20 protein-coding genes are annotated in these 23,126 nt (G+C 70.4%); 10 read left to right on the top strand and 10 right to left on the bottom strand.

The features are described 5' to 3' along the window. The first annotated feature begins 60 nt into the window (after positions 1-60). The 6 genes from ACIA03_RS16575 to ACIA03_RS16550 all read left to right on the top strand — a co-directional run bounded on the left by ACIA03_RS16575 (position 61) and on the right by ACIA03_RS16550 (position 6,671). Positions 61-543: a DUF2127 domain-containing protein gene (locus ACIA03_RS16575; protein WP_396984345.1), complete on the top strand. Its 483-nt coding sequence runs from the start codon at positions 61-63 to the stop codon at positions 541-543. Between the two features lie 45 nt (positions 544-588). Continuing rightward, a complete protein-coding gene (locus ACIA03_RS16570) occupies positions 589-2,121 on the top strand; it encodes a hypothetical protein (protein ID WP_396984343.1) in 1,533 nt (510 codons plus the stop codon). Beyond that, on the top strand, positions 2,118-2,804 hold the full coding sequence (locus ACIA03_RS16565) for a response regulator transcription factor (RefSeq protein ID WP_396984341.1): 687 nt from the start codon (positions 2,118-2,120) through the stop codon (positions 2,802-2,804). The genes ACIA03_RS16570 and ACIA03_RS16565 overlap by 4 nt, the downstream gene beginning before the upstream one ends. After that, the gene (locus ACIA03_RS16560; protein WP_396984339.1) at positions 2,801-4,249 is read left to right on the top strand and encodes a sensor histidine kinase; all 1,449 of its coding nucleotides are present in this window, start codon (positions 2,801-2,803) and stop codon (positions 4,247-4,249) included. Before ACIA03_RS16565 ends, ACIA03_RS16560 begins: the two co-directional genes overlap by 4 nt. A 36-nt stretch (positions 4,250-4,285) precedes the next feature. Further along, a complete protein-coding gene (locus ACIA03_RS16555) occupies positions 4,286-5,050 on the top strand; it encodes a polyprenol monophosphomannose synthase (protein WP_396984337.1) in 765 nt (254 codons plus the stop codon). A 76-nt stretch (positions 5,051-5,126) separates the two neighbouring features. Next, positions 5,127-6,671: a hypothetical protein gene (locus tag ACIA03_RS16550; protein WP_396984335.1), complete on the top strand. Its 1,545-nt coding sequence runs from the start codon at positions 5,127-5,129 to the stop codon at positions 6,669-6,671. 3 nt (positions 6,672-6,674) lie between these two features. Here ACIA03_RS16550 and ACIA03_RS16545 read toward each other — a convergent pair whose 3' ends face one another. From ACIA03_RS16545 to thrS, 6 genes are all read right to left on the bottom strand, one after another. After that, complete coding sequence (locus ACIA03_RS16545; RefSeq protein WP_396984333.1) at positions 6,675-7,727, bottom strand: M36 family metallopeptidase; 1,053 nt, start codon at positions 7,725-7,727, stop codon at positions 6,675-6,677. Between the two features lie 57 nt (positions 7,728-7,784). Continuing rightward, positions 7,785-8,492, bottom strand: coding sequence for a TetR/AcrR family transcriptional regulator (locus ACIA03_RS16540; RefSeq protein WP_396984331.1), 708 nt, complete (start codon positions 8,490-8,492; stop codon positions 7,785-7,787). A gap of 40 nt (positions 8,493-8,532) precedes the next feature. Next, positions 8,533-10,293 carry an FAD-dependent oxidoreductase gene (locus ACIA03_RS16535; protein ID WP_396984329.1) on the bottom strand — a complete coding sequence of 587 codons (1,761 nt, stop codon included), beginning with the start codon at positions 10,291-10,293 and terminating at the stop codon, positions 8,533-8,535. Positions 10,294-10,329: 36 nt separating this feature from the next. Beyond that, on the bottom strand, positions 10,330-11,325 hold the full coding sequence (locus ACIA03_RS16530; protein ID WP_141793088.1) for a diiron oxygenase: 996 nt from the start codon (positions 11,323-11,325) through the stop codon (positions 10,330-10,332). A 114-nt stretch (positions 11,326-11,439) separates the two neighbouring features. Beyond that, positions 11,440-12,450 carry a diiron oxygenase gene (locus ACIA03_RS16525; RefSeq protein ID WP_396984326.1) on the bottom strand — a complete coding sequence of 337 codons (1,011 nt, stop codon included), beginning with the start codon at positions 12,448-12,450 and terminating at the stop codon, positions 11,440-11,442. 160 nt (positions 12,451-12,610) lie between these two features. Further along, the gene (thrS, locus tag ACIA03_RS16520; protein WP_396984324.1) at positions 12,611-14,605 is read right to left on the bottom strand and encodes a threonine--tRNA ligase; all 1,995 of its coding nucleotides are present in this window, start codon (positions 14,603-14,605) and stop codon (positions 12,611-12,613) included. 217 nt (positions 14,606-14,822) lie between these two features. On the opposite strand from thrS, the gene ACIA03_RS16515 reads away from it, so the two are divergent. The 4 genes from ACIA03_RS16515 (at position 14,823) to ACIA03_RS16500 (ending at position 19,658) form a co-directional block, all read left to right on the top strand. Then, the gene (locus ACIA03_RS16515) at positions 14,823-15,821 is read left to right on the top strand and encodes a hypothetical protein (RefSeq protein WP_396984322.1); all 999 of its coding nucleotides are present in this window, start codon (positions 14,823-14,825) and stop codon (positions 15,819-15,821) included. Positions 15,822-15,847: 26 nt separating this feature from the next. Then, positions 15,848-17,002, top strand: coding sequence for a zinc-binding dehydrogenase (locus ACIA03_RS16510; protein WP_396984320.1), 1,155 nt, complete (start codon positions 15,848-15,850; stop codon positions 17,000-17,002). A gap of 242 nt (positions 17,003-17,244) precedes the next feature. Then, a complete protein-coding gene (locus ACIA03_RS16505) occupies positions 17,245-18,543 on the top strand; it encodes a DEAD/DEAH box helicase (RefSeq protein ID WP_396984318.1) in 1,299 nt (432 codons plus the stop codon). 221 nt (positions 18,544-18,764) lie between these two features. Next, complete coding sequence (locus ACIA03_RS16500; RefSeq protein ID WP_396984316.1) at positions 18,765-19,658, top strand: SMP-30/gluconolactonase/LRE family protein; 894 nt, start codon at positions 18,765-18,767, stop codon at positions 19,656-19,658. Positions 19,659-19,676: 18 nt separating this feature from the next. On the opposite strand, the gene ACIA03_RS16495 is transcribed toward ACIA03_RS16500, so the two are convergent. From ACIA03_RS16495 to ACIA03_RS16480, 4 genes are all read right to left on the bottom strand, one after another. Then, a complete protein-coding gene (locus tag ACIA03_RS16495) occupies positions 19,677-20,636 on the bottom strand; it encodes a lipid kinase (RefSeq protein WP_396984908.1) in 960 nt (319 codons plus the stop codon). 82 nt (positions 20,637-20,718) lie between these two features. Next, entirely contained in the window at positions 20,719-21,552 is an 834-nt protein-coding gene (locus tag ACIA03_RS16490) for an alpha/beta fold hydrolase (protein WP_396984314.1), read from the bottom strand. After that, positions 21,549-22,322 (bottom strand): MOSC domain-containing protein, encoded by a 774-nt coding sequence (locus ACIA03_RS16485; RefSeq protein WP_396984312.1) that lies wholly within the window; start codon positions 22,320-22,322, stop codon positions 21,549-21,551. Before ACIA03_RS16485 ends, ACIA03_RS16490 begins: the two co-directional genes overlap by 4 nt. An 8-nt stretch (positions 22,323-22,330) precedes the next feature. Further along, entirely contained in the window at positions 22,331-23,125 is a 795-nt protein-coding gene (locus tag ACIA03_RS16480) for an isocitrate lyase/phosphoenolpyruvate mutase family protein (protein ID WP_396984310.1), read from the bottom strand. Position 23,126: the final 1 nt, after the last annotated feature.

The following is a 23,126-nucleotide window of genomic DNA, read 5'->3' as shown; positions in this document are numbered from 1 at the left end:
GGAGGATGACTCCCGCCGGATGAAGGCCGGATGAAGACCGGAGCGTGGTACGACTTGTGCGTGTTCCATCCCACGGACCGCCTCGGTCGCCTCTTCGAGGTGACCATCATCGCCAAGGGCCTCACCGGCGTCGTCGAGCTGATCGGCGGCGTCCTGCTGCTCCTGGTCTCGCCGTCGATGATCGACCACTGGGTGGTCGCCCTGACCCGTGCCGAGCTGTCCGAGGACCCGAGCGACTTCGTCGCCAGATACCTGCTCCGGACCGCCGACGGCCTGACCGGCCATGCCGTCCTCTTCGGCGCTGCGTACCTGCTGGCACACGGAGCGGTGAAGGTCGTGCTGATCGTCGCGATCCTGCTCAACAAGCAGTGGGCCTACCCATGGATGCTCGTCGTGCTGGTCGTCTTCGTGGTCTACCAGCTCTACCGGATCATGCTGAGCCCGAGCGCCGGGATGATCGCTCTGACCGCCTTCGACCTCCTGATCATCGCGCTGACCTGGCGCGAGTGGCGTCACCGGCGAAGACAGGCTGCACAGCCCTAGCCCGTCTTAACGCTCTCTTCATGCACGTCTTCCTAGCGTGCTGGCATGACCACAGCTGTCGGCGATCCGGCCACCGCCCCGGCGACTGCCGCCCCAGCGAGGGTCCGGCGTCCGGAGATCGTCGTGGTCGTGCTGCTGGCTGTGGTGGCGATGGCTGCGTGGCTGCCGTTCCTGCACCGGCCGCTGACCGCGGACGAGAGCGGGTTCCTGCTGATCGCGCGACAGTGGCGAGGAGGCCACTCGCTCTATGGCGACCTCTGGGTCGACCGGCCGCCGCTGCTGATCTGGCTGTTCGCCGTGGCAGCACACCTCGGGCCGAGCGGTGCGACCACGGCCGGTTTCGTGGCACCCGGTGTCAGGATCCTCGGCGCGGTCGCCGCCGGGGTGTCGGTGGGACTGGCCGGCGTCCTGTCCGGCCTGATCGCACCTGCGGGCCGGGGCCGGCGTACGAGTGTCGTGCTGGCTGCCGCGTTGCTGTCCAGCCCGCTGCTCGCGATGCCGGAGGTCGACGGCGAGCTGCTCGCCGTGCCGTTCGTCCTGCTCGGTCTGGTGTGCGTGGTCGCCGCGCTGCGCGGGCCGTGGGGGTGGCGTACCGCTGCGCTCGCCGTCACGGCCGGCGCCGCCGGGACGGCCGCGGCCTTGGTGAAGCAGAACGTCATCGACGTCTTCGTGTTCGCGGCGGTCCTCGCCGTGGTCTCGCACGGGCGGGCGGACCGGCTCGGCCGCCGCGCAGCCGTCTTCATGGGCGGTGCTGCCGCCGTCCTCGGCGCGGCGCTCGCCGGAGCCTGGGCCCTGGGCACCTCGGCGAGCGGGCTGTGGGAAGCGGTCGTGGTCTTCCGAGGTCAGGCCGCCGAGGTGATCGACTCCTCGGCCTCCTCCGCCAACCTCGTACGCGGTGCCCAGATCGGCGCCGCGGCGCTGGGCAGCGGCATCGTGCTCGTGCTCGTCGTCGCGGTGGTGGCGGCGCTCAGGCGCCGGACGGCTCTGGTCTGGCCAGCGCTCGCCATGACCGCCTGGGAGACCTTCGCGATCGCAGCCGGCGGCAGCTACTGGCTGCACTACCTGACCGGGATCGTTCCTGGGCTCGTCCTGCTGGTGGCCATGGTTCGGCCGGGTCCACGCGCCAGCCGCATGCTGAGGCATGCGGTGGTCTATGCCGTCGCGGCGACCCTGACGGTGTGGACCTACCAGCTGATCGCCCCGGAGCCGGTGTCCCCGGAGGCGCGGGTGTCGACCTACCTGCGCGAGCACGCACACCGTGCTGACGGAGTCGTCGTCGGGTTCGGGCACGCCGAGATCGTCGCCGCCAGTGGCCTGAGCAGCCCATACGAGTACCTGTGGAGCCTGCCGGTGCGGGTCCGCGACCCACACCTCACCCGGTTGCGCGGCGTGCTGGCCGGACCGACGGCTCCGCGGTGGGTCGTCGTCGACGGAGAGAGCCTCGACACCTGGGGCCTGGAGGTCGACAACGCGCAGCAGTACCTGGTTCGGCACTACGTTGAACGGGTGACCTACGACAACTGGCACGTCTGGCAGCGCCGGAGTGCCGAGGGAACGAGCACGGAGGCGAGGCGATGAGGATCCTGGTCGCCGAGGACGACGTACGCCTGGCCGGCCTGCTCGAGGAGTCGCTGGTCGAGGCCGGCTGGGCGGTCGATGTCACCCACAACGGCCGGGATGCCTACGACCTCCTGCTCAGGGACGCCGGCATCGACGTGGCCCTCCTGGACTGGATGCTGCCGGGTCTCGACGGCGTCACCGTCGCCCGGCGGCTGCGCGACCTCGGGCTGGCGACGCCGATCCTGATGCTCACCGCCCGCGGCGACGTACGCGACCGGATCAACGGGCTCGACGCCGGAGCCGACGACTACCTGCCCAAGCCGTTCGACCTCGACGAGCTGCTGGCCCGCCTGCGCGCTCTCTACCGTCGTGGTGGCTTCAGCGGCGAGGCGCCCGCCCAGATCGGCGACCTGGTGGTGGATCCCGGGTCACGCCGGGTCACCCGTGGCGGGGTCGAGATCACCCTGTCCACCCGCGAGTTCGACATCCTCTATCTGCTGGCCTCGCACGCCGGACAGGTGGTCACCCGGCTGCGGATCCTCGACGAGGTCTGGGACGGCGAGACCGACCTGCGCAGCAACGTCATCGACGTCCACGTCGCGGCCATCCGCGGCAAGATCGACAAGCCGTTCGGAACCGACACGATCACCACCCTGCGGGGAGCGGGCTACCGGCTCGAGACCACGCCGGCGACACGATGAGCGCGCTGAGGGCACGTGTCTCCCGGCTGCCGCTGCGGGTTCGTCTCGTCGCTGGCTTCTCCCTCGCGAGCCTGGTCGTCCTCGTCGCGGCGGGGATCTTCGTCTACTGGCGCGTCGACTACGCCTTGGACCGCGGGCTCGACACCGAGCTCACCCAGGCCCGCCGTGCACTGGTGCCCCTGGTCGGACCCGACGGCCTGATCGGCAGCCGGTCCACGGCCGACGCCACCGGCGTCCCCTGGCAGGTCCTGAACGAGGACGGCACCGTCATCGACCGCGGCGGACCCGCCGGAACCACTCCTCTGATCAAGGAGCGGCAGCTGGACCGGGTGACCACGACACCGCGCACCTTCAACGTGGGTGACTTCCTGCCGGTCTCCGCGAAGCCCTACCGGCTGCAGGTGGTCCGGCTCGCGGGATCGCCGACGCACCACCTCCTGGTCGGGGTACGCCGCGACCACCGCGACGAGGCGCTGCGTGAGCTTCTCCTCCAGCTCAGCCTGGCCGGGATCGGCGCCCTGTGCGTCACCGCCCTGGTCGGCGACCGGCTGGCCCGCGCCGCCCTGCGCCCGGTCGAGCGCTATCGGCGCCAGGCCGCCGCGATCACCGCCGGCAACACCAGCCTCCGGCTCGAGGTTCCGCCCCAGCGCGACGACGAGATCACCCGCCTCGGCGAAACCTTCAACGACATGCTCACCAGCCTCGAGGCCGCGCTCGACCGCGAGCGCCAGTTCGTCACCGAGGCCAGTCACGAGCTGCGTACGCCGATCACGCTGCTGACCAGCCGGATCCAGCTCGCCCTGCGGCGACCACGAACCGCGGCCGAGCACGAGCGCATCCTCGCCGAGCTCACCGTCGACCTGGACCGGCTCGCCACGCTCTCGGAGCAGCTGCTGCAGCTCGGCCGCGCCGAGGGCAGCCACCCGGCCGGGCACGGCGACCTGGTGACCGTCACGACGCGTACGGTCAACCAGCGGCGTCTCGCCGATCCCGACCATGCCACCGCTCTCACCGTCGCGGTCCCCGAAGGGCCCGTGCCCGTACCGATGGCCGACTTCGAGCTCGAGCGGGTGGTCACCAACCTCCTCGACAACGCGGTCGTCCACGGTGCCCCGCCCGTCCAGGTGAGCGTCGACGAACCCGTCACCGGATGGGCTCGCCTGCTGGTCGCCGACGCCGGCCCCGGGATGCCCTCCGGGCTGCTGACCACGGCGACCCAGCGCTTCGCCCGCGCCGAGGAGGCGCGCTCGCGTCCCGGGTCGGGCCTGGGGCTGTCTCTGGTCAGCACCCTGGTCACCCGGGCCGGCGGCGAGCTGAGGCTGTGCCACGACGGCCGGCACACCACGCACGGCTCGCCCACGCCGGTCGCGTGTGCTCACGGGCCGGGGATGACGGTCACCGTGCTGCTGCCCACGGCCCCGATCCAACCTGACGGGCCCGCTTAATCCTGCCTTCATCCGTCCCCGCCTACGGTGCGGACCATGCGCTGCCTGATCCTGATCCCGACCTACAACGAGGCCGCCACGCTCCCGGCCCTGCTCTCGACGCTCTCCGGTCTCCGGCCGCTGGTCGAGAGCTCGGCCCTCGACGTCCTGATCGTCGACGACAACAGCCCCGACGGCACCGCGGACCTGGTACGTGCCCACGACGGATTCGGGGACTGGCTCTCCGTGCTCGTCCGCACGGCGAAGGACGGACTCGGGTCGGCGTACCGGGCCGGCTTCTCGGCCGCCCTCGCCCAGGGCTACGACGCGGTCGTGCAACTGGACGCGGACGGTTCCCATCCCGCCGCCGAGATCCCGGCCATGCTGGCGCTACTACGCACCCACGACGTCGTGATCGGGTCCAGGTACGTCCGCGGAGGCGCAACCGTGAACTGGCCCCTGCGCCGGCGCGTCCTGTCCTGGTGCGCCAACGCCTACGCGCGTCGCCTGCTCGGACTGTCCACGCGTGACACCACGGCGGGCTTCCGGGCCTGGCGCGCCCAGGCGCTCATCGACGCCGGAGTCGTCCGTACGACCTCCAACGGCTACGCCTTCCAGGTCGAGAACACCTGGCGCTGCGAACGACTCGGCCTGCGTGTTGCCGAGCATCCGATCACGTTCACCGAGCGCACCGCCGGCGTGTCCAAGATGAGCCCCGCGGTCGCTGCCGAGGCCGCAGCACTCGTGCTGCGGTGGCGCGTCAGCGAGCGCACGATGCCCAGACCGGCCCGATCCAAGGCGCTGCTTGGACAGCGGTCATAGTGTGGCTGTAACCCCACAACACTGGCGCGCACGCGGCTCCGCCGCGCCTTCGTCCAGACTTTCCCAGCGTGCCCTTGTGACCACTTCCGTCAATGACCGAACCTCTGCGTCGGCTCCCATGAGGGCCGGCGGCACCGGCGCACTCGACTCCGGCGGAGGCTGGGCGAACATCGCCGTCGTCCTCGCCGCCCTGATGGCGATGGCTGCGTGGCTGCCCTTCCTCCACCGACCGCTCACCCCGGACGAGAGCGGGTTCCTGCTGATCGCTCAGCAGTGGAGACCCGGCCACTCGTTGTACGGCGACTACTGGGTCGATCGGCCACCGCTGCTGATCTGGCTGTTCACCCTCGCTGACCACCTCGGGGCTGTCCACCTCACGGCTGCCGGAGCCGCCACGGCTCCCGTTCTCAAGCTGATCGGCGCCGTGGCCAGTGGGACGTCGGTGGCGCTGTCCGGTGTCCTGGCGGGCCTGGTGTCTCCGAGCCACCGTTCGGTGAGGATCATGACCGTCCTGGTGGCGGCGGCGTTGCTGTCGAGCCCGCTCCTCGGGATGCCCGGGGTCAACGGTGAGCTGCTCGCGCTGCCCTTCGTCCTCCTCGGCCTGGTGTGCGCGGTCGCGGCGATGCGCGGATCATGGGGGTGGCGTACGGCCGCGCTCGCTGCCGGCGTGGGGGCCTGCGGCATGGCTGCTGCGCTGATGAAGCAGAACGTCATCGACGTCTTCGTGTTCACGCTCGTCCTGCTCGCGGTCTCCCATCGTCAGGTACCCCGATGGCGGGGACGGGCCGCCGCGGTCGTGGTGGGCGCCGCGCTGCCGCTCAGCACGGTCATCCTCACCGCCTGGGCGCAAGGCACCTCGGCGCCGGGACTGTGGGACGCGGTCGTGGTCTTCCGGACCCACGCCTCGGAGATGATCGACGCCTCCGCCTCCTCCGCGACAGCCGTACGGGGCGCCCTGCTCGTCGCGGCGTTCTTGGGCAGCGGCGCGGCCGTCATGCTCGTGACGGCAGTTGCCGCGATCCTCGCCCGCAGGACGCCCCTGGCCTGGCCCGCACTCGCCATGACCGGCTGGGAGGTGTTCGCGATCGCCATGGGTGGCAGCTACTGGCTGCACTACCTGACCGGCATCGTCCCCGGCCTGGTGCTGTTGGTGGCCATCGTCCGACCCGGTCACGGGTCCAGGTTGGCGCTGAGGTGGGCCGTGGCCTACACGGTCGCAGCCGCCCTCGCAGTCTGGACGTTCCATGTTGTCATCCCTCCCCAGGTCACCCCGGAGGACCAGGTCTCGTCCTACCTGCGTGAGCACGCCGGCCCGGCCGACGGCGTCGTCGTCGGTTTCGGGCACCCCGAGATCGTCGCCGCCAGCGGTCTGCACAGTCCGTACGAGCACCTGTGGAGCCTTCCGGTGCGGGTCCGCGACCCGCATCTGGCCGGCTTGCGCGATGTGCTGGCCGGAGCCTCGGCACCGCGATGGATCGTCGTCGACGGCGACAGTCTCGACACCTGGGGGCTCGACGCCGGCAACGTGGAGCAGTATCTCCTCCGCCACTACGAGGAACGCGTCAGCTTCGACAGCTGGCACATCTGGCAGCGCCGAGGCCTCGAGGGGACGCGGCGCTGAGGGTCAGAAGGTGATCCCCCGCGCGGCGAACCGGTCGCGAACCAGGTCGGCGGCCGCCTGACCGTCGCGAGCGGCCGCAGCAGCGTACGTCTCTGCCGCGGCGGCCTGGAAGCTGGTGTCCGGCGCGTAGGAGAACTGCGAGTAGATCAGGGTGGTGTCCCAGGCGCGGGTGGAGAGGCCGAGGGCCTGGTAGCCCTCGCGGATCTCCCACAGCGCCTGGCTCCAGATCTGGCCGTCGTAGTGGACCTGGTTGCGGCGGTCCTCGAGGGTCAGGCCGGTGTGGAAGCTGCGGATGCAGTGCGGGGCGTCGGTGTAGGAGGTCGAGTCCCAGTCCATCGGGCACGACGGGTCGGCGGCGACCGGCCAGCCGAACTCCCCGGCGGCGTCGAGGCCGACCGTCACAGCGAGGTAGTCGCCGAACGACTCCCCGATCGAGCCCGCGTCGAGGCTGCTGCCGTAGCCGGGCACCTGGCTGGCGTGGACGGCGTGGCCGTACTCGTGGACGATCACCTCGGCGTCCTCGGCGTCGTCGACACCGCCCTTGCCCAGCCGGATCCGGAAGGGCTTGTCGGTCTGGTAGGAGTTGTCGCCGCCGTACTGGTTGATCTTGACCGAGAACGGCTCGTTCAGGACGCTCGGGAGCGTCTCGCCGAAGCCGAGGGTGTGCAGGTAGGTCTGCGCGCGGGTCACCCAGAAGTAGCCCATGACCTGCTCGAACTGGTCCTGGTGACGGTCGTAGGAGTAGCTGTTGGTGGTGGAGTACGCCGGTGTGCCGGTGCTCGACTCGACGACCGCGTAGTCACCGCGGAGGTAGCCCGAGCCGTCCAGGTGGGTGAGGGGCACCTCGGCGTAGGCGCTGTCCGGCACGGCGCTCGCGGCGTCCTTCTGGTCGGTCAGGTCCTGGTTGCCGCTGGACTGGACCGGGTTGACCATGAAGACGCGGGCGGTGCCCTCGGAGGAGCCGCTGCCCGGGGCCGCGGTGGCCTGGCCGAGCGGGACGGCGAGCCCGGCGGTGGCCGCCAGGCCCGCGGTGACGGCGATCGAGAGTCTGCGCATGTGGGGCATGGTCTTCTCCTGGAATGAACGGCCGCATGGCCGGGTGATACCGGGAGGTTATACCGCGAGGATGTCTTTGGACAGGAGTTCTTCCAGAGGAAGATCGGGGTCGAGCTCGATCCCGAAGCCGCGCGCGTGACCGTCGATGACGAACCAGATGGACTGGGCGGTGAGCCGCTCCAGCGTCTCGGCGGGCAGGCGTTCCCCGGTGCGGGTCAGCCAGCGGCGTACGGCACCGAAGACCGCGCCGACGAGACCGTAGATCAGCGGGTCGAGGGCCTCGGCCTCCTCCTCGGTGGGGTTGCCGCCGAGAGCGAGGACGGCGGTGCCGACGATGGTCGAGATCCGGCCGGCGAGCTGCTCCATCCCCTGCTGGAGGGGGCCGTCGTCGCCGCCTTCGATGTCGTGGTCGGCGGCGAGGTGGAGCGCGGGATGCGCCCGGGCCCAGTGGATGTAGGTGCCGATGATCCGCTCGATGATCTGCGGCACCGTGCCGTCGAGGGTGATCCCGGGCATCAGGTCGGACCAGAGCCCGTCGAGGATCGCCTGCTGCACGGCCCGGTCGAGGTCGGCGCGGTCCTCGAAGTGACGGTAGATGACCGTGCGGGACAGCCCGGCGCGCACCGCGATCTGCTGCACCTGGACGTCCGCACCCGGCTCACCGGCCTCGATCACCGCGATGGCGGCATCGATGATCTGCTGGCGGCGCTGCTCGTTGTGCTTGCTCCACCGTTCCTGCCGACCATCGCGCTTCTCACCGGCCACCCGCGTCTCCCCCTGCTCTCGTGCTCGTGTCGAGAGCGTCTCAGCGCTGCCTTCGACGTCCCAGAGCGTATCGGGGTTTCCGCTCCTTCGCGGCGATGCCCCTCATCTCCTCGACATCGGTGATCTTCACCCGTGGACGGCCGGACTCGGCGCCGCGCCGCTTCTCCTCACGGTCGATCGCCTGCCATCCGGCCAGGTCGACCATCCCGGGCTGGCGACTGCGTACGACCGCGGTGATCTCCCGGGTGTCCCCGACCGGAGCCGGGATCCGGTCCGCGTCGAGGTCGTCGAGCAGCTGCTCGACCGTCTCCTCGGCATCGGACTTGTTGGTGCCGATGAAGCCGTTCGGGCCGCGCTTGACCCAGCCCGCCACGTAGACGCCGGGGAGCACCCGGCCGCGCTCGTTGGGGACGGTGCCGGTCGCGGCGTCGTAGGGAAGATCGGCCACGGGCAGGCCCTTGTAGCCGACCGCGCGCAGCAGCATCCCCGTCTCCAGGACCTCGGTCTCGCCGGTCGGGACCGCCCGGACCACGCCGTTCTCGTCGCGCCGGAGTCGGTTGCGACCCACCTCGACCCCGGTGACCCGGTCCTCGCCCAGCACGCGCACCGGCGAGCTGAGGAAGCGGAGCACGATCGTACGCAGCTCCGGACGCACCTCGCGGCCGGCGATCTCCCTCAGCAGCCGGGCGGTGGTCTCCGCGCTTCGCGCGGTTACTCCCTCGCTCGGCACGAACGGACGAGCAAGCTCGCCGCTCGACCTCGCTCCGGTCGTCTCGCCGCCGGCCAGCGCCTCCTCGATCGGAAGGTCACCAGTGTCCACGACGACGTTGACGCCGGTGTGACCCATCAACCCGACCAGCTCCGGCACGGTGAACGCCGCCTCCCCGGGCCCCCTGCGCCCGAGGACGACGACCTCCCGCACCGCGCTGTCGCGCAGCACCGCCAGCGGCCCCGCGGCGATGTCGGTGCCCGCCAGCCGCTCGGGATCCTCGGCGAGGATCCGGGCGCAGTCGAGCGCCACGTTGCCGTTGCCGACGAGGACGACCCGCTCCGAGGGAATGGAACCGGCGTCGAGGTGGACGGGCAGGTCCTGCTTGTCCGGGTGACCGTTGTACCACCCGACGAAGTCCGTCGCGCTGAGTGAGCCGGGCAGGTCGTCACCGTCGATCCCGAGGGACCGGTCGCTCGCCGCGCCGACGGTGTAGACGACGGCGTGGTAGCGGGCGGTCAGCTCGGCGTGGGAGACGTCCTTGCCGACCTCGACACCCAGGAAGTAGCGGAACCCGGGCTGCGACTCGATCTGCGCGAAGAGCTTCTCGACCTGCTTGGTGCTCTGGTGGTCGGGCGCGACACCGGCCCGGACCAGGCCGTACGGCGTCGGCAGCCGGTCGAAGACGTCGACGGTGATCTCGGGGTGCTTGAGCAGCTCGTCGGCGGCGTACATCCCTGCCGGGCCGGCGCCGACCACCGCGACCCGGAACGGTCCGGTGCGGGTCAGCCGGCGCTGGGGGTGGACCAGGGCGAGCGGGGTGCGGTCCTTGTGCGGGAAGACCTCGAAGTACTCCGCGTTGATCGCCAGGAACGGCTGCTGCGCGGCCGTCAGGGTCGTGTGCGGCACGATCGCGTCGGCCGGGCAGGCCGTGACGCAGGCTCCGCAGTCGACGCAGCTCTTGGCGTCGACGTAGAGCATCTCGGCCTCGCCGAAGCCGGGCTCGCCGGGGGCCGGGTGGATGCAGTTGACCGGGCAGGCGACGACGCACGAGGCGTCCGCACAGCACGACTGGGTGACGACGTGAGGCACTGGTGACTACCGTTCTGGGACCACGGGCTCAGGGGATCAGTAGGACGCCGCGCGCGGCTCGGCACGGAAGCGCGAGGCGCGTCCGTCGATACCGGTCAGCTTCCACAGCAGCTTGGCGGGACCCTTGCGGATGCCCAGGTTGTCGGCCAGGAGGCGTACGTCACCGAAGAGGTCACGCAGCAGCTTCTCGGACTCCTCCGACTTCCACCAGATCTCGCGGGCGACCTCGTCCGGGATGCCCATGTCGTAGCGGGCCTGCTTGCTCGGGACCATGATCACGTCGCAGAGCAGGCGCATGATGATCGGGAAGACGTAGGCCAGCAGGGTCTTCTTCACCCGGCCGAGCTCGGGCACGTGCTGCTCGAGGTACTGGTGGGCGAAGCCGATGTGGCGAGCCTCCTCGGCGATGTGGATCTGCATGATCCGGTTGGCCGCGGGGTGGCTGCCGCCGGAGCGCATGGCGCCCTTCTGCAGGTGGTCGATCGGCTCCTCGCCGGCGAGGATGCCGGTGAAGAACGCCTCCGGGAACCAGGCGCCCGCCGAGGCCATGAGCGGCACGAGGACCTTGAAGTAGGTCGGCGCGCCCGCCACGTCGGGGTTCACCCGGTTGACGAACTCCTGGAACATCTGGGTGTGGTGGGTCTCCTCGGTCACCTCGTGAGTCGCGTAGCGGAACTCCGGGTTGTTGTTCTCCGACCAGACCAGGTGGTTCATGACGCCGCCGATGAGCAGCTGCTCGAACTGCAGGCCGACCTTCGCGACCTGGGCCCAGCGGTACATCCCGATCTCGATCTGGCGCTGCTTGGGCAGCGCCTTGTACCACGGGTGGGCGCCGATCTCGTCGGCGTCGTTGAGGATCCAGCGCTCGTCGTCGGGCAGCACCGCGAGCTCGTCGGAGTCCCAGTCGATGTCCTTGAACGGGTCGAAGTGCACCTCCACCGAGGCCTCGGACAGCGTACGAAGCGTGTCGAGGTAGGCCTGCTTGCCCTGGCGGACGTATCCGGTGGACTTCTCATCCTGAACGGCGGTCATGACGATCGCTCCTTCACCGTTGAGTTCTACGTTGAGCTGCTAACGACGTGACCCACGTTACCCGGACACGTGTCCCGATAACAAGAGTACGCGCGACATTGCGTCACAATTAGTTTAGGAACGCGCGGAGACGAGCGCGCTGCGGTGGCGCGAGGAGCCGCCGTCGATGCCCATCAGCCGCCACACCAGCCGCGCAGGCCCCTTCCGGATGCCCATGTTGTCAGCGAGCATGCGTACGTCACCGAACATGTCGCGCCGGGTCTTCGCGGACTCCTCCGAGCCCCACCAGATCTCCTTGGCGACCTCCTCGGGGATGCCCATGTCGGCCTGCGCCTGCTTGCTCGGGACCATGATGATGTCGCAGAGCGCGCGCATGATGACCGGGAACAGCGCCGCGAGGACCTGGCGCTTCGCGAAGCCCAGCTGCGGCCAGTGGTGCTCGAGGTACTGGTGGGCGAAGCCGATGTGGCGCGCCTCCTCGGCGATGTGGATCTGCATGATCCGGTCGATCAGCGGGTGGCTGCCACCCGAGCGCATGATGCTCTTCTGCAGATGGTCGATCGGCTCCTCACCAGCGAGGATGCCCACGAAGAAGAGCTCGGGGAAGTAGGACCCGACCATCGTGAAGACGGGGGCGAAGTTCTTCCAGAACCTCGACATCCCCGAGATCTCGTCGATGCCCGCCCAGGCCGTGTAGCAGTTGACCGCCTCCTGGAACATCTGGATGTGATGGGTCTCCTCGGTCACCTCGTGCATGGCGTAGCGGAACTCGGGGTTCCGGTCCTCCATCTTGATGAGGTGGTGGGCGACGCCGGCAATCAGGATCTGCTCGAACTGCCGCCCGACCTTCGAGATCTGCGCGTAGCGGTAGGCGCCGACCTGGATCTGGCGTTCCCGCGGCAGCGACTTGTACCACGCGTGCGCGCCGATCTCGTCGGCCTCGGTGAGGATGAGGCGGTCATCGTCCTCGACCCACCCGTTGGCCGGGTCGTCCCAGTCGATGTCGACGAACGCCTCGAAATGCTGGTCGAGAGAGGCCTGCGACAGCGTACGGAGCGTGTCGTAGTAGGCCTGGTCGCCCTGGCGCCGGTATCCAGCGGACTGCTCTTCCTTGGCTACGGTCATGGCGAGAGGTTAATAGGACATGAGTCCCAGATACAAGAGTACGCGCGACACCGTGTCGCGATGTTCTGCGCAGGCTGATCTCGACGCCCGACGGACCCTCCGCAGATGCCGTGAGGGCGGTGCGTGACACGTCACGCACCGCCCTCGCGGATCTGTCAGGTCAGACCTGCTCGTGGGACTCCACGGCATCGACGATCCGCTCGATCGCCTCGTCGACCGGGATGCCGTTCTCCTGGCGGCCGTCGCGGTAGCGGAAGCTGACCGCGCCCTTCTCGACGTCCTCGCCACCGGCGATCAGCATGAACGGGATCTTCTGGAGCTGGGCGTTGCGGATCTTCTTCTGGAACCGGTCGTCGGACTCGTCGACCTCGACCCGGATGCCCTTGGCCTTCAGCTTGCCGGCGACCTCGTAGAGGTAGTCGGCGAAGGCGTCAGCGACGGGAATACCGACGACCTGGACCGGCGCGAGCCACGGCGGCATCGCCCCGGCGTAGTGCTCGACGAGCACACCGAGGAACCGCTCGATGGAGCCGAACTTGGCCGAGTGGATCATCACCGGCTCCTGCCGGGTGCCGTCGGCTGCCTGGTACTCCAGCCCGAAGCGGGAGGGCTGGTTGAAGTCGTACTGGATCGTCGACATCTGCCAGGTGCGGCCGATCGCGTCGCGGGCCTGGACGGAGATCTTCGGGCCGTAGAAGGCAGCGCCGCCCGGGTCGGCGACCAGCTCGAGACCGGACGCGGTGGCGACGTCCTCGAGGATCTTGGTCGCGGTCTCCCACTGCTCGTCGGAGCCGATGAACTTGGCGTTGTCCGCGTCGCGGGTCGACAGCTCGAGGTAGAAGTCGTCGAGGCCGAAGTCCTTCAGGACGCCGAGCACGAAGTCGAGCAGGTGCTTGATCTCAGCGGGCGCCTGCTCCTTGGTGACGTAGGAGTGGGAGTCGTCCTGGGTCAGGCCGCGCACGCGGGTCAGGCCGTGGACCACGCCGGACTTCTCGTAGCGGTAGACCGTGCCGAACTCGAACAGGCGCAGCGGCAGCTCACGGTAGGAGCGGCCCTTGGCCTTGTAGATCAGGTTGTGCATCGGGCACGACATGGCCTTCAGCTGGTATTTCGCGCCCTCGAGCTCCATCGGCGGGAACATCGTGTCGGCGTAGTAGGGCAGGTGGCCGGAGGTGTGGAACAGGCCGTCCTTGGAGATGTGCGGGGTGCCGACGTAGGAGAAGCCCTCCTCGATGTGCCGGCGGCGGACGTAGTCCTCCATCTCCCGCTTGATCACCCCGCCCTTGGGGTGGAAGACCGGCAGGCCGGAGCCGAGCTCGTCGGGGAAGGAGTAGAGGTCGAGCTCGCGGCCGAGCTTGCGGTGGTCGCGGCGCTCGGCCTCCTCGATCCGGGCCAGGTGGGCGTCGAGCGCCTCCTTGGACTCCCAGGCGGTGCCGTAGATGCGCTGGAGCTGCTTGTTCTTCTCGTCGCCGCGCCAGTACGCCGCCGCGCTGCGCATCAGCTTGAAGGCGGGGATCCGCTTGGTGGTCGGCAGGTGCGGGCCTCGGCAGAGGTCCTTCCAGGCGATCTCGCCGTTGCGATCGAGGTTGTCGTAGATGGTCAGCTCGCCGCCGCCGACCTCTGCGCTGGCGCCTTCGGCGGCGTCGGCCGCGGAGCCCTTGAGGCCGATCAGCTCGAGCTTGTAGGGCTCGTCGGCCAGCTCGACGCGGGCGTCGTCGTCGGTGGTGACCCGGCGGGAGAACTTCTGGTTGGCCTTGATGATCTTCTTCATCCGGGACTCGATCTTGACGAGGTCATCCGGGTGGAACGGGGTCTCGACGTCGAAGTCGTAGTAGAACCCGTCGGTGATCGGCGGCCCGATGCCGAGCTTGGCCTCGGGGAAGATCTCCTGCACCGCCTGCGCCATCACGTGCGCGGTCGAGTGACGCAGGATGTCGTGGCCGTCCTTGGAGTCGATCAGGACGCCTTCGACGTCGTCGCCGTCGGCGAGCTCGTAGGAGAGGTCCTTGAGGCTGGGCTCGTCGGCGCCGGCGGCGACCCGCGCGGCGATCACGTCGGGATCGTCCGCGAAGAGCTCCCACGCCTTCGTGCCCGTAGTGACCGTCCGTTCCTCGCGCCCGTCGGGGGTGAGTACGGCGATCTTGATCTCGGACACGGATGCTCCTGTGGGTTCCAATGGCGTGTGGACCGCGACGCTCGCGCGGCGCTCCGATCGTATCCGTCGCCGGCGGCGTACTGCGAATGGGTGAACCCGTGTCAGATACGGTCGGAGAGCAGCTTCGGCTCCTCCCGCGGGAACCCGTGGGGGCATACGACTAGACTCTCCGACGCCTCAACCGGCGTCCCTCCCAGCCTCTGACGCGAAAGGCCACGTGCTTCCCACCACCGGCCCCAAGTCCCGTCTCGTCGACCCGTCCCGCCGGGTCCTCCGCCTCCAGCGACGTACGTCGATGGCGACCGTCCTGATCACCCTCGGCCTCGGCGCGCTGGCGATGCTGTTCCCGGCCACCGTCGTGGCGCAGCAGGCCGCCGACCGGTGGAGCAGCGGGCAGTGGGCGAAGGTGAGCGTGGTGGAGCGGTGCGAGTTCGACGGCGGCACCGGCGAGATCACCTCCTGCCGGGGCCGGTGGCGCGTCGACGGCGAGCAGGTCACCGGACGGATCCACGGCACCCTGCGCGACATCGGCCGCGACCCCGACCCCTCGAGTGCGACCTTCCGGATGTGGGTGGTCGGCACCGACGCCTACGGTGAGCATGCGATCAACCCCTGGCCGGCGCGCATCCTCGGGCTCGGTCGCGACCCGGTGCTCTGGGGCGGGATCGCGCTCACCCTGCTGGGACTGGTCGTGCTGCCGACGCGGCGGGCGTGGCTGCGTACGCCGGGCGAGGAGACGCTCACCGAGGACCTCGGCATCCGGCTGAGCACCCACCCGGCGCACGGGCGGGCGTGGCTGACGCCCGCCGGGCTGGTCCTCGGCCCGGCGATCATCGCGCTTGGCGCCTGGGTCGCCACGCGGCCCCATCTGCCGACGGTGCTCGTGCTGGCCGGGGGCCTGGTGGCGCTCACCGGGCTGATCCTCGGGCTCCGGCTGACCTGGCTCGGGCTGCAGCGCCCGGTGGCGGTGGACCTCGGGCTCTACGAGGGCGGCCTGGTCCTCGAGCATGCCCGGCACACCGACGTCATCCTCTGGGAGGACGTGACCTGGATCGACACCGGTGTTCTCGACGAGCGCCGGGCCAACCCGCGCATCGACATCACCCTGCACCTGGTCACCGGCGCCACGCTTCGGCTGCCGCGCGTCGACCACCAGCACTCGCTCACCGCTCACCTGCACCGGATCACCTCCGCCGGAACGCTGCCGACGGACTGAGTCGGAGTGAGGTAGCGTCGGCGCCGATGAACCAGATGCGCGCAACCGTGGTCCACAACGGCGAGCTCTCGGTGCGGTCGGTCCCGCGTCCCGAGCCCGGTCCGGGTCAGGTGCTGATCAAGGTGCTCCGCGCCGGGATCTGCGGCTCCGACCTGCACGTCCGGGAACACAGCGACGAGCTCAACAAGGTGGTCACCGAGATCGGCTACACCACCGCGATGACTCCTGAGCAGGAGATCGTCCTGGGGCACGAGATCCTCGGCGAGGTCGTCGCCTACGGCCCGGAGACGCGCGGTCGCTGGGAGGCGGGCACCGCGGTGGCGGCGCTGCCGGTGCTGCGTACGGACGGGGCGATCCACATGGTCGGCTTCGACATCGACTCCCCCGGCGGGTTCGCGGAGTACTGCGTCGTCCAGGAGGCGTTCACCTTCCCCGTCCCTGACGGCGTGGAACCGGACCGGGCCGTCTTCACCGAGCCCCTGGCCGTCGCCTTCCATGCCGTACGCCGCGGAGCGGTCTCCGCGCGACGCCCGGCCGTGGTCATCGGCTGCGGCCCGATCGGCCTGGCCGTCATCCTCATGCTCAAGGCGCAGGGGGTGAAGAAGGTGGTCGCCTCCGACCTCTCCCCCGCGCGTCGCGCGCTGGCGGTGGAGTGCGGGGCCGACGTGGTCGTCGACCCGCGCGAGTCCTCACCCTGGGACGCCTACAAGCAGCGTGGACCGGTGAACTCGCTGACCGACTACCTGGGCTTCGGGATCGACGCGATGCAGGTCGTCCGCCGCATCCCGCTGCTCCCCTGGGAGACCGTGCTGCTCAACGCCGACCGCCTCGGCCAGTCACCGACCGGCCCGGTGGTCTTCGAGTGTGTCGGCGTGCCCGGGATGCTGGAGCAGATCATGACCGCCGCGCCGCTGCACACCCGCGTCGTGGTGGTCGGGGTGTGCATGGAGCCGGACACGATCCGGCCGGCGATCGCGATCCACAAGGAGATCGACCTGCGGTTCGTCTTCGGCTACGACCCGGCGGAGTTCGCGCGCACGCTGGAGCTGATCGCCGGCGGCAAGGTGGACCCTTCGCCGCTGCACACCGGCACCGTCGGTCTGGACGGCGTCGCCCAGGCCTTCTCGGATCTCGCCGACCCGGAGACGCACGCGAAGATCCTCGTCGACCCGTGGGCGTGACCGTCCTGGTGAAGCCGAGTCGGCGCAACTGCATGCCTTGGAGCGAAGCGAAGCGAGCGAGGCGAGCGGTTGCGCCGACTCGGCGCGTGATCATCTAGACCCCGCGAGCGGACCGAGGATTCTGGTAGACGGGTCACCTACCAGTAGTATCTGATCCAACAGCGGCCCGTTCCGGTCTTGCCCCCGGCCGCTCTCGGTATCAACTCATTATGGCGAGACACCTCGCTTGAAAAGTTGACTCCTTGTCTCAGCAGAGCTTCAGCGCGCTCGGCGTGCCCGCAGACCTCACCGCCGTCCTCGATCACCACGGCATCACCTCCCCCACCCCGATCCAGGCCGCGACCCTGCCGGACTCCCTCGCCGGCCGCGACGTGCTCGGTCGCGGGCGGACCGGGTCGGGCAAGACGTACGCCTTCCTCCTTCCGCTCGTCGCCCGCCTCGCGGGTGGCCCGAAGGCGAAGGCGGGCAAGCCGCGGGCGCTGGTGCTCGCGCCGACCCGTGAGCTGGTCCGCCAGATCGAGGAGTCGCTGCGGCCGCTCGCCACGGAGGCCGGGCTGAGCGTGCAGACCGTCTTCGGTGGCGTCGGGCAGAACCCGCAGGTCATCGGCCTGCGCAAGGGCGCCGACGTCGTCCTGGCCTGCCCCGGCCGGCTCGAGGACCTGATCGCCCAGCGTCACGCCGACCTGTCCTCGATCGAGATCACCGTGCTCGACGAGGCCGACCACATGGCCGACCTCGGCTTCCTGCCCGCCGTGCGGCGCCTGCTCGCGATGACGCCGAAGGGCAGCCAGCGCCTCCTCTTCAGCGCCACGCTCGACAAGGGCGTCAACGTGCTGGTCAAGCAGTTCCTGCAGCAGCCGGTCGTCCACGAGGCCGACTCCGCGCAGTCCCCGGTCGCCGAGATGGAGCACCACGTCCTCCACCTCTCCGCCCGCGAGCACCGCATCCCTGTGCTCGCGGACCTGGCCGCCGCTCCGGGCCGCACGGTCGTCTTCACCCGCACCAAGCACGGCGCCAAGGGCGTCGCCCGCCAGCTCGGCCGCGCCGGCATCCCGGCCGTCGAGCTCCACGGCGACCTCTCCCAGAACGCCCGGGTGCGCAACCTGGAGGCCTTCCACTCCGGCCGGGCGACCACCCTGGTGGCCACCGACATCGCCGCCCGCGGCATCCACGTCGACGACGTCACCCTCGTCGTCCACGCCGACCCGCCCGCCGAGCACAAGGCCTACCTGCACCGCTCCGGTCGTACGGCCCGCGCCGGCGCCTCCGGCACCGTGGTCACGCTGATGCTGCCCGACCAGGTCAAGGACGTACGCACCCTGACGCGGGCCGCCGGGATCAAGCCGACGACCACGCGCATCGACGGTCCGAGCCACCCGATCCTCGTCGAGCTGGCTCCGGGCGAGCGCAGCCGCCCCGGCCCGTTCGTCCCGGTCGTGACCCAGCCCCCGCGCCGCCCGGCCGGCGAGGGCACCGGCAACCGGAAGAGCCGCCCCGGCTCGCGCGCCCGCAAGCGTCAGCGCGCCACCGGCTCCCGCTGATTCTCCCCCGCTGGTCGAGCCGTCCCCCACCGGCCGAGGCGTCAGCCCCGTCGGCCGAGACGTCGCGTACGTCGGCCGAGAGGTCACCTCGATGCCGTCTCGGCCGACGTAGGTGACTTCTCGGGCGACGGGGGTGACTTCTCGGGCGACGGGGGTGACTTCTCGGGCGACGGGGGTGACTTCTCGGCATGATGGGGTCAGTCGATCAGAGGAGATCTACCGTGGCCCGAGAGATCAGCACCGTTGTGGAGGACCTGCACTTCCTGGAGTGCCCACGATGGCACGAGGACCGGATCTGGTTCGTGGACTTCTACTCCTACAAGGTCTACTCGGCCCGGGAGGATGGGTCGGACCTGAAGGTCGAGGCGGAGGTGCCGGGGCAGCCGTCGGGGCTGGGCTGGCTCCCCGACGGCCACCTGCTGGTGGTGTCGATGAACGACCGCCGGATCCTGCGACGTGAGTCCGACGGCTCGCTGGTGACCCATGCCGACCTCAGCGGCCACGTCAGCCACCATCTCAACGACATGGTGGTGGACGAGCAGGGCCGGGCGTACGTCGGGAACTTCGGTTTCGACATCATGGCGGGCGCCGACGTGGCATCGACGGTGCTCCTGCGGGTCGACCCGGACGGGACGGTGACCGAGGTCGCCGACGACCTGTGGTTCCCCAACGGCAGCGTGATCACCGACGACGGCACGCTCATCGTCGACGAGACCTGTGGCAACCGGATCAGCGCCTTCGACATCGCCGAGGACGGGTCGCTGACCAACCGGCGTACGTGGGCGAAGTTCGGCGAGCTCACCACTCACACCGCGTTCGCGGACGCGATGGGCGACGCCGTCCTGGCGCCCGACGGCTGCTGCCTGGACGCCGAGGGCGCGGTGTGGACCGCCGACGCGGTCTTCGGCCGGCTGGTCAGGGTCGCCGAGGGCGGTGAGATCCTCGAGCAGATCGAGCCGGGCGGTGGCGTCTTCGCGTGCATGCTGGGCGGCAGCGACGGGAAGACGCTCTACGCCTGCGCCGCGCCCGACTTCTTCGAGGAGCCCCGCAAGGCCAACGCCGAGGCGCGGCTGCTGGCCATCCGGGTCGACGTGCCCCGGGCGGGACGCCCCTAGCCCCTGGCCCCTGGAGCCTCAGCTCTGGACGTCCGGCGGCGGCCCGTCGAGGCGGCCGGCGCGACTGCGGATCGGGACGGCCACGTGGAGCGCGTTGCTCTCGAGCGTGAAGTCTGTCGGCGTCTCGGTGACGATCTCGCCGTCGAGGTTGACCGGCATCGCCTCGTCGGTGGTGATCCGCACCGCGGTGGTGGTCACGTGGTGCACCTGCTCGTGCTCGATGAAGTGGCCGCTCTTGAGCAGCCGCGCGATCGAGACGTGGTCGCGCAGCCGCCCGCGGACGATCGCATAGACGTCGAGCAGGTCGTCGTCCACCGAGGCCGTGGGCGAGACGGTGTTGCCGCCGCCGTAGTGGCGACCGTTGCCGACCGCGACCTGGAGCAGGTCGTCGAGCTCCATCGTGTCGTGGTCGCCCTCGGGGAACTCCAGCCGCGCGGTGAACGGCTTGTGGTGGCGGTAGGCCCGCAGGGTCGCCACCGGGTAGGCCGCCGGCCCGATCAGCTTCTTCAGACGAGGATCCAGGGCCTCGGTCACCGCGACGGAGAGCCCGAAGGAGGCGACGTTGAGATAGGCGTGACCGTTGGCCCGGCCGATGTCGACGTTGATGATCTTCCCCTCGAGCATCTGCCGGACCGCGGTCTCCGGGTCCTGGTCGAGCTCGAGCGTGCGGGCGAAGTCGTTGGCCGTGCCGAGCGGCAGCACCGCGAGCACGACGTCGGTGCCGGCGATCCGGGCCGCCGCGGCGCCCACCGAGCCGTCGCCGCCGCCGATGACGAGCAGGTCGGGCTTCTCGGCGGCGACCTTGTCGAGCGTGGCCTCCAGCTCCTCCCCCGAGTGGACTGCGTAGGAGTGCACGTCCTCGATCCCCGCTGACCTGAGCATCTCCTCGGAGGACGCCAACGCGTCCTGTCCCCGGCGCGAGCCGGCGTTGACGACGAGGGCGACCCTCACGGAGTCGCGGGACAACAGCGATTGCATATCCACATCAGGAGCGTACGCAGCGCACCTGAGCCCGACCCGTCGCGTTCCTGTGCTGCGCCTGTGCACGTCGGTGAGCCCCTTAGGCCCGGCTCTGCCGCAGCAGCCACTCGGTGATTCCGGCAGCGAGCGCGGGCGGCTGGTCGAGGTGGACGAGGTGGCCGGCATCGGCGATGACCGTGAGCTCGGCACCGGGGATCATCTCGGCGAGTCGGTGCGCGCGGTCGACAGGGATCCAGGCGTCGTCGGCACCCCACACCACCAGAGTGGGAACCGCGATCCCCGGGTAGAGCGACTCGATCTCATCGGTGTAGCGCTCGTCGGCCTGGACGATCTGCCGGTAGAACGCCGCCTGGCCGACCTCGCCCAGCCAGGGCGTGATCAGGGCATCGAGCTGCCACGCGGCCAGCGGACGGTGGGCAGCGGTCTGGACGTACTCCGCCAACGCCCCACGGTGGATGTCGGCCGGCAGCCGGGTGAGGACGTCAGCACTCTCCTGCACCAGTCCGAAGAACGGTGACCCCCATGGCCTCAGCGCCACCACGTCGACCAGCGCCAGCGAGGAGGCCTCGAGACCGTGCAGCAGATGGGCACGCAGCGCCGTGGCGCCGCCGAAGTCGTGGGCGACCAGGTGTGGCCGGTCGAGCCGCCAGTGACGAACGAGCTCGGCGAGCACCTCGCCCTGAACCGCGAGCGAGACGTCGTGCTCGGCGTGCTTCGAGGAGGTTCCGTAGCCCGGCATGTCCCACAGGTAGACGGTGAACCAGCGCGCGAGCGCCTCGGCGAACGGCGCCCACAGCCACGACGACCAGGGGGTGCCATGGCAGAAGACCACTGCCGGGCCGGAGCCTGCGCTCCCCCACCGGACGTCTCGGCCCCGCCAGTTGAACGTCTCGGTCAGCTCCGTCGCGGTCACGACCTCGACGCTACCGCCACGCTACCGGGCGTCAACACCTCCGCGAAGACGCCGAACGCCGGCTCACCGGCCCGGTTGAGCGGGCGGTGCGCGGCAAGAGTCTTGAGAAGGCGTACGTCCTTCACCCCTGTCGCCGGATCGATGTCGATCACGGCGCAGCGCGGGATGGGGACCCCGATCCGCAGGGTCGCCTCCCCGACCCGGACCTCCCGGCCGACCCAGGCGTCCTCGGCGTAGGGCTCGTCGGTCTCGACCACCAGGGTCGCCCGGAACCGCGCCGCATCGACTGCCTCCTGGTCCACCTGCCGGGCGAGGTCGCGCAGCGACGCCGTGGTCACGACGGTGACCACGGCGGCGAAGACGACGTCGCCCCGGCGGGCACGGGCCAGCCGTACCGGCCGGCCGAGCCAGCTCGAGAAGAGCTCGGAGTGCGGGCCGCCGACCAGGTCCAGCTCGACCTCGCGGCCCCAGTAGTCGCAGGTGATGCGCTCCCCCGTCGCCTCCGGCTCGGCCGAGGCGGTCTCCCCGCCGGGCAGCTCGACGTCGAGCCGGTCGCCGACCAGCTCCGCGCGCACCGCGACCAGCGACGGGTTCTGGACGGTGCGCAGCACCCGGCCGCGAGCCGGATCCCCGGGATCGACCGAGATCAGGGCGAACCCACGGTCGCCCACCGGCCCCTGGGCGTCGAGCACCACCCGGTCGTGGGCCAGGTCCCTGGTCCCCTTGATCGGCGCGAACCCCGCGCGCACCACCCTCAGCTCATCGGTCACGGCCCCAGTCAACCAGCGTTGCGAAAAGCCTTCGCACCCTCGGACGCCAGCTCGGTGTAGCCGGTCGTGCCGGTGGCGAGCAGCTCCTCCGCGGCACGCTTGGCCGCACCGAGCGCGGCGAAGGCGAACGCGCCACCGACCGAAATCCGCGCCGCACCCGCCTCGGCCAGCTCCGGGACCGAGGGTCCTCCGCCCGGGAGCAGCAGCACGTTGACCGGGCGGTCGACCGCGTCGACCAGGCGGCGTACGTCCTCGACGGCGATGACGCCGGGCGCGAAGAGCACGTCGGCGCCGGCCTCCTGGTAGGCCTGGAGGCGAGCGATGGTGTCGTCGAGATCGTCGCGGCCGCGGATGTGGTTCTCGGCGCGGGCGGTGAGAACGAAATCGTCGCCGGCGGCCCCGGCCGCAGCGGCGACGCGCTCGGCGGCCTCCTCGACGGAGTAGATGGTGTCCTTCTCGACCCCGGTGTAGTCCTCGATCGACCCGCCCGCCAGCCCGGCGGCCGCGGCGAGCCGGAAGGTCTCCTCGACCTCGGCGGTGGTCGCCGCGAAGCCGGCCTCCAGGTCGGCCGAGACGGGCACCTCGACCGCCTCGACCAGCGCGGTCGCGTGGGCGATCACCTCGTCGCGGGTGACGTGGCCGTCGAGGCGGCCCAGGGTCGCGGCGTACCCGCTGCTGGTCGTGGCCAGCGCCGAGAAGCCCAGCGAGGCCAGGAGCTTCGCCGAGCCGGCGTCCCAGGCGTTGGGCATCAGCAGCGGGCGTCCGGGAAGGTGCAGCGACAGGAAATTCTCGGCGAGCGACATG

Origin of the sequence: Nocardioides sp. NPDC051685 (assembly GCF_044453405.1) — a bacterium.
In the GTDB taxonomy this organism is placed as follows: domain Bacteria; phylum Actinomycetota; class Actinomycetes; order Propionibacteriales; family Nocardioidaceae; genus Nocardioides.
Note: the sequence above shows the minus strand (reverse complement) of the source record. Positions and strands in the feature narration are given on the sequence as shown.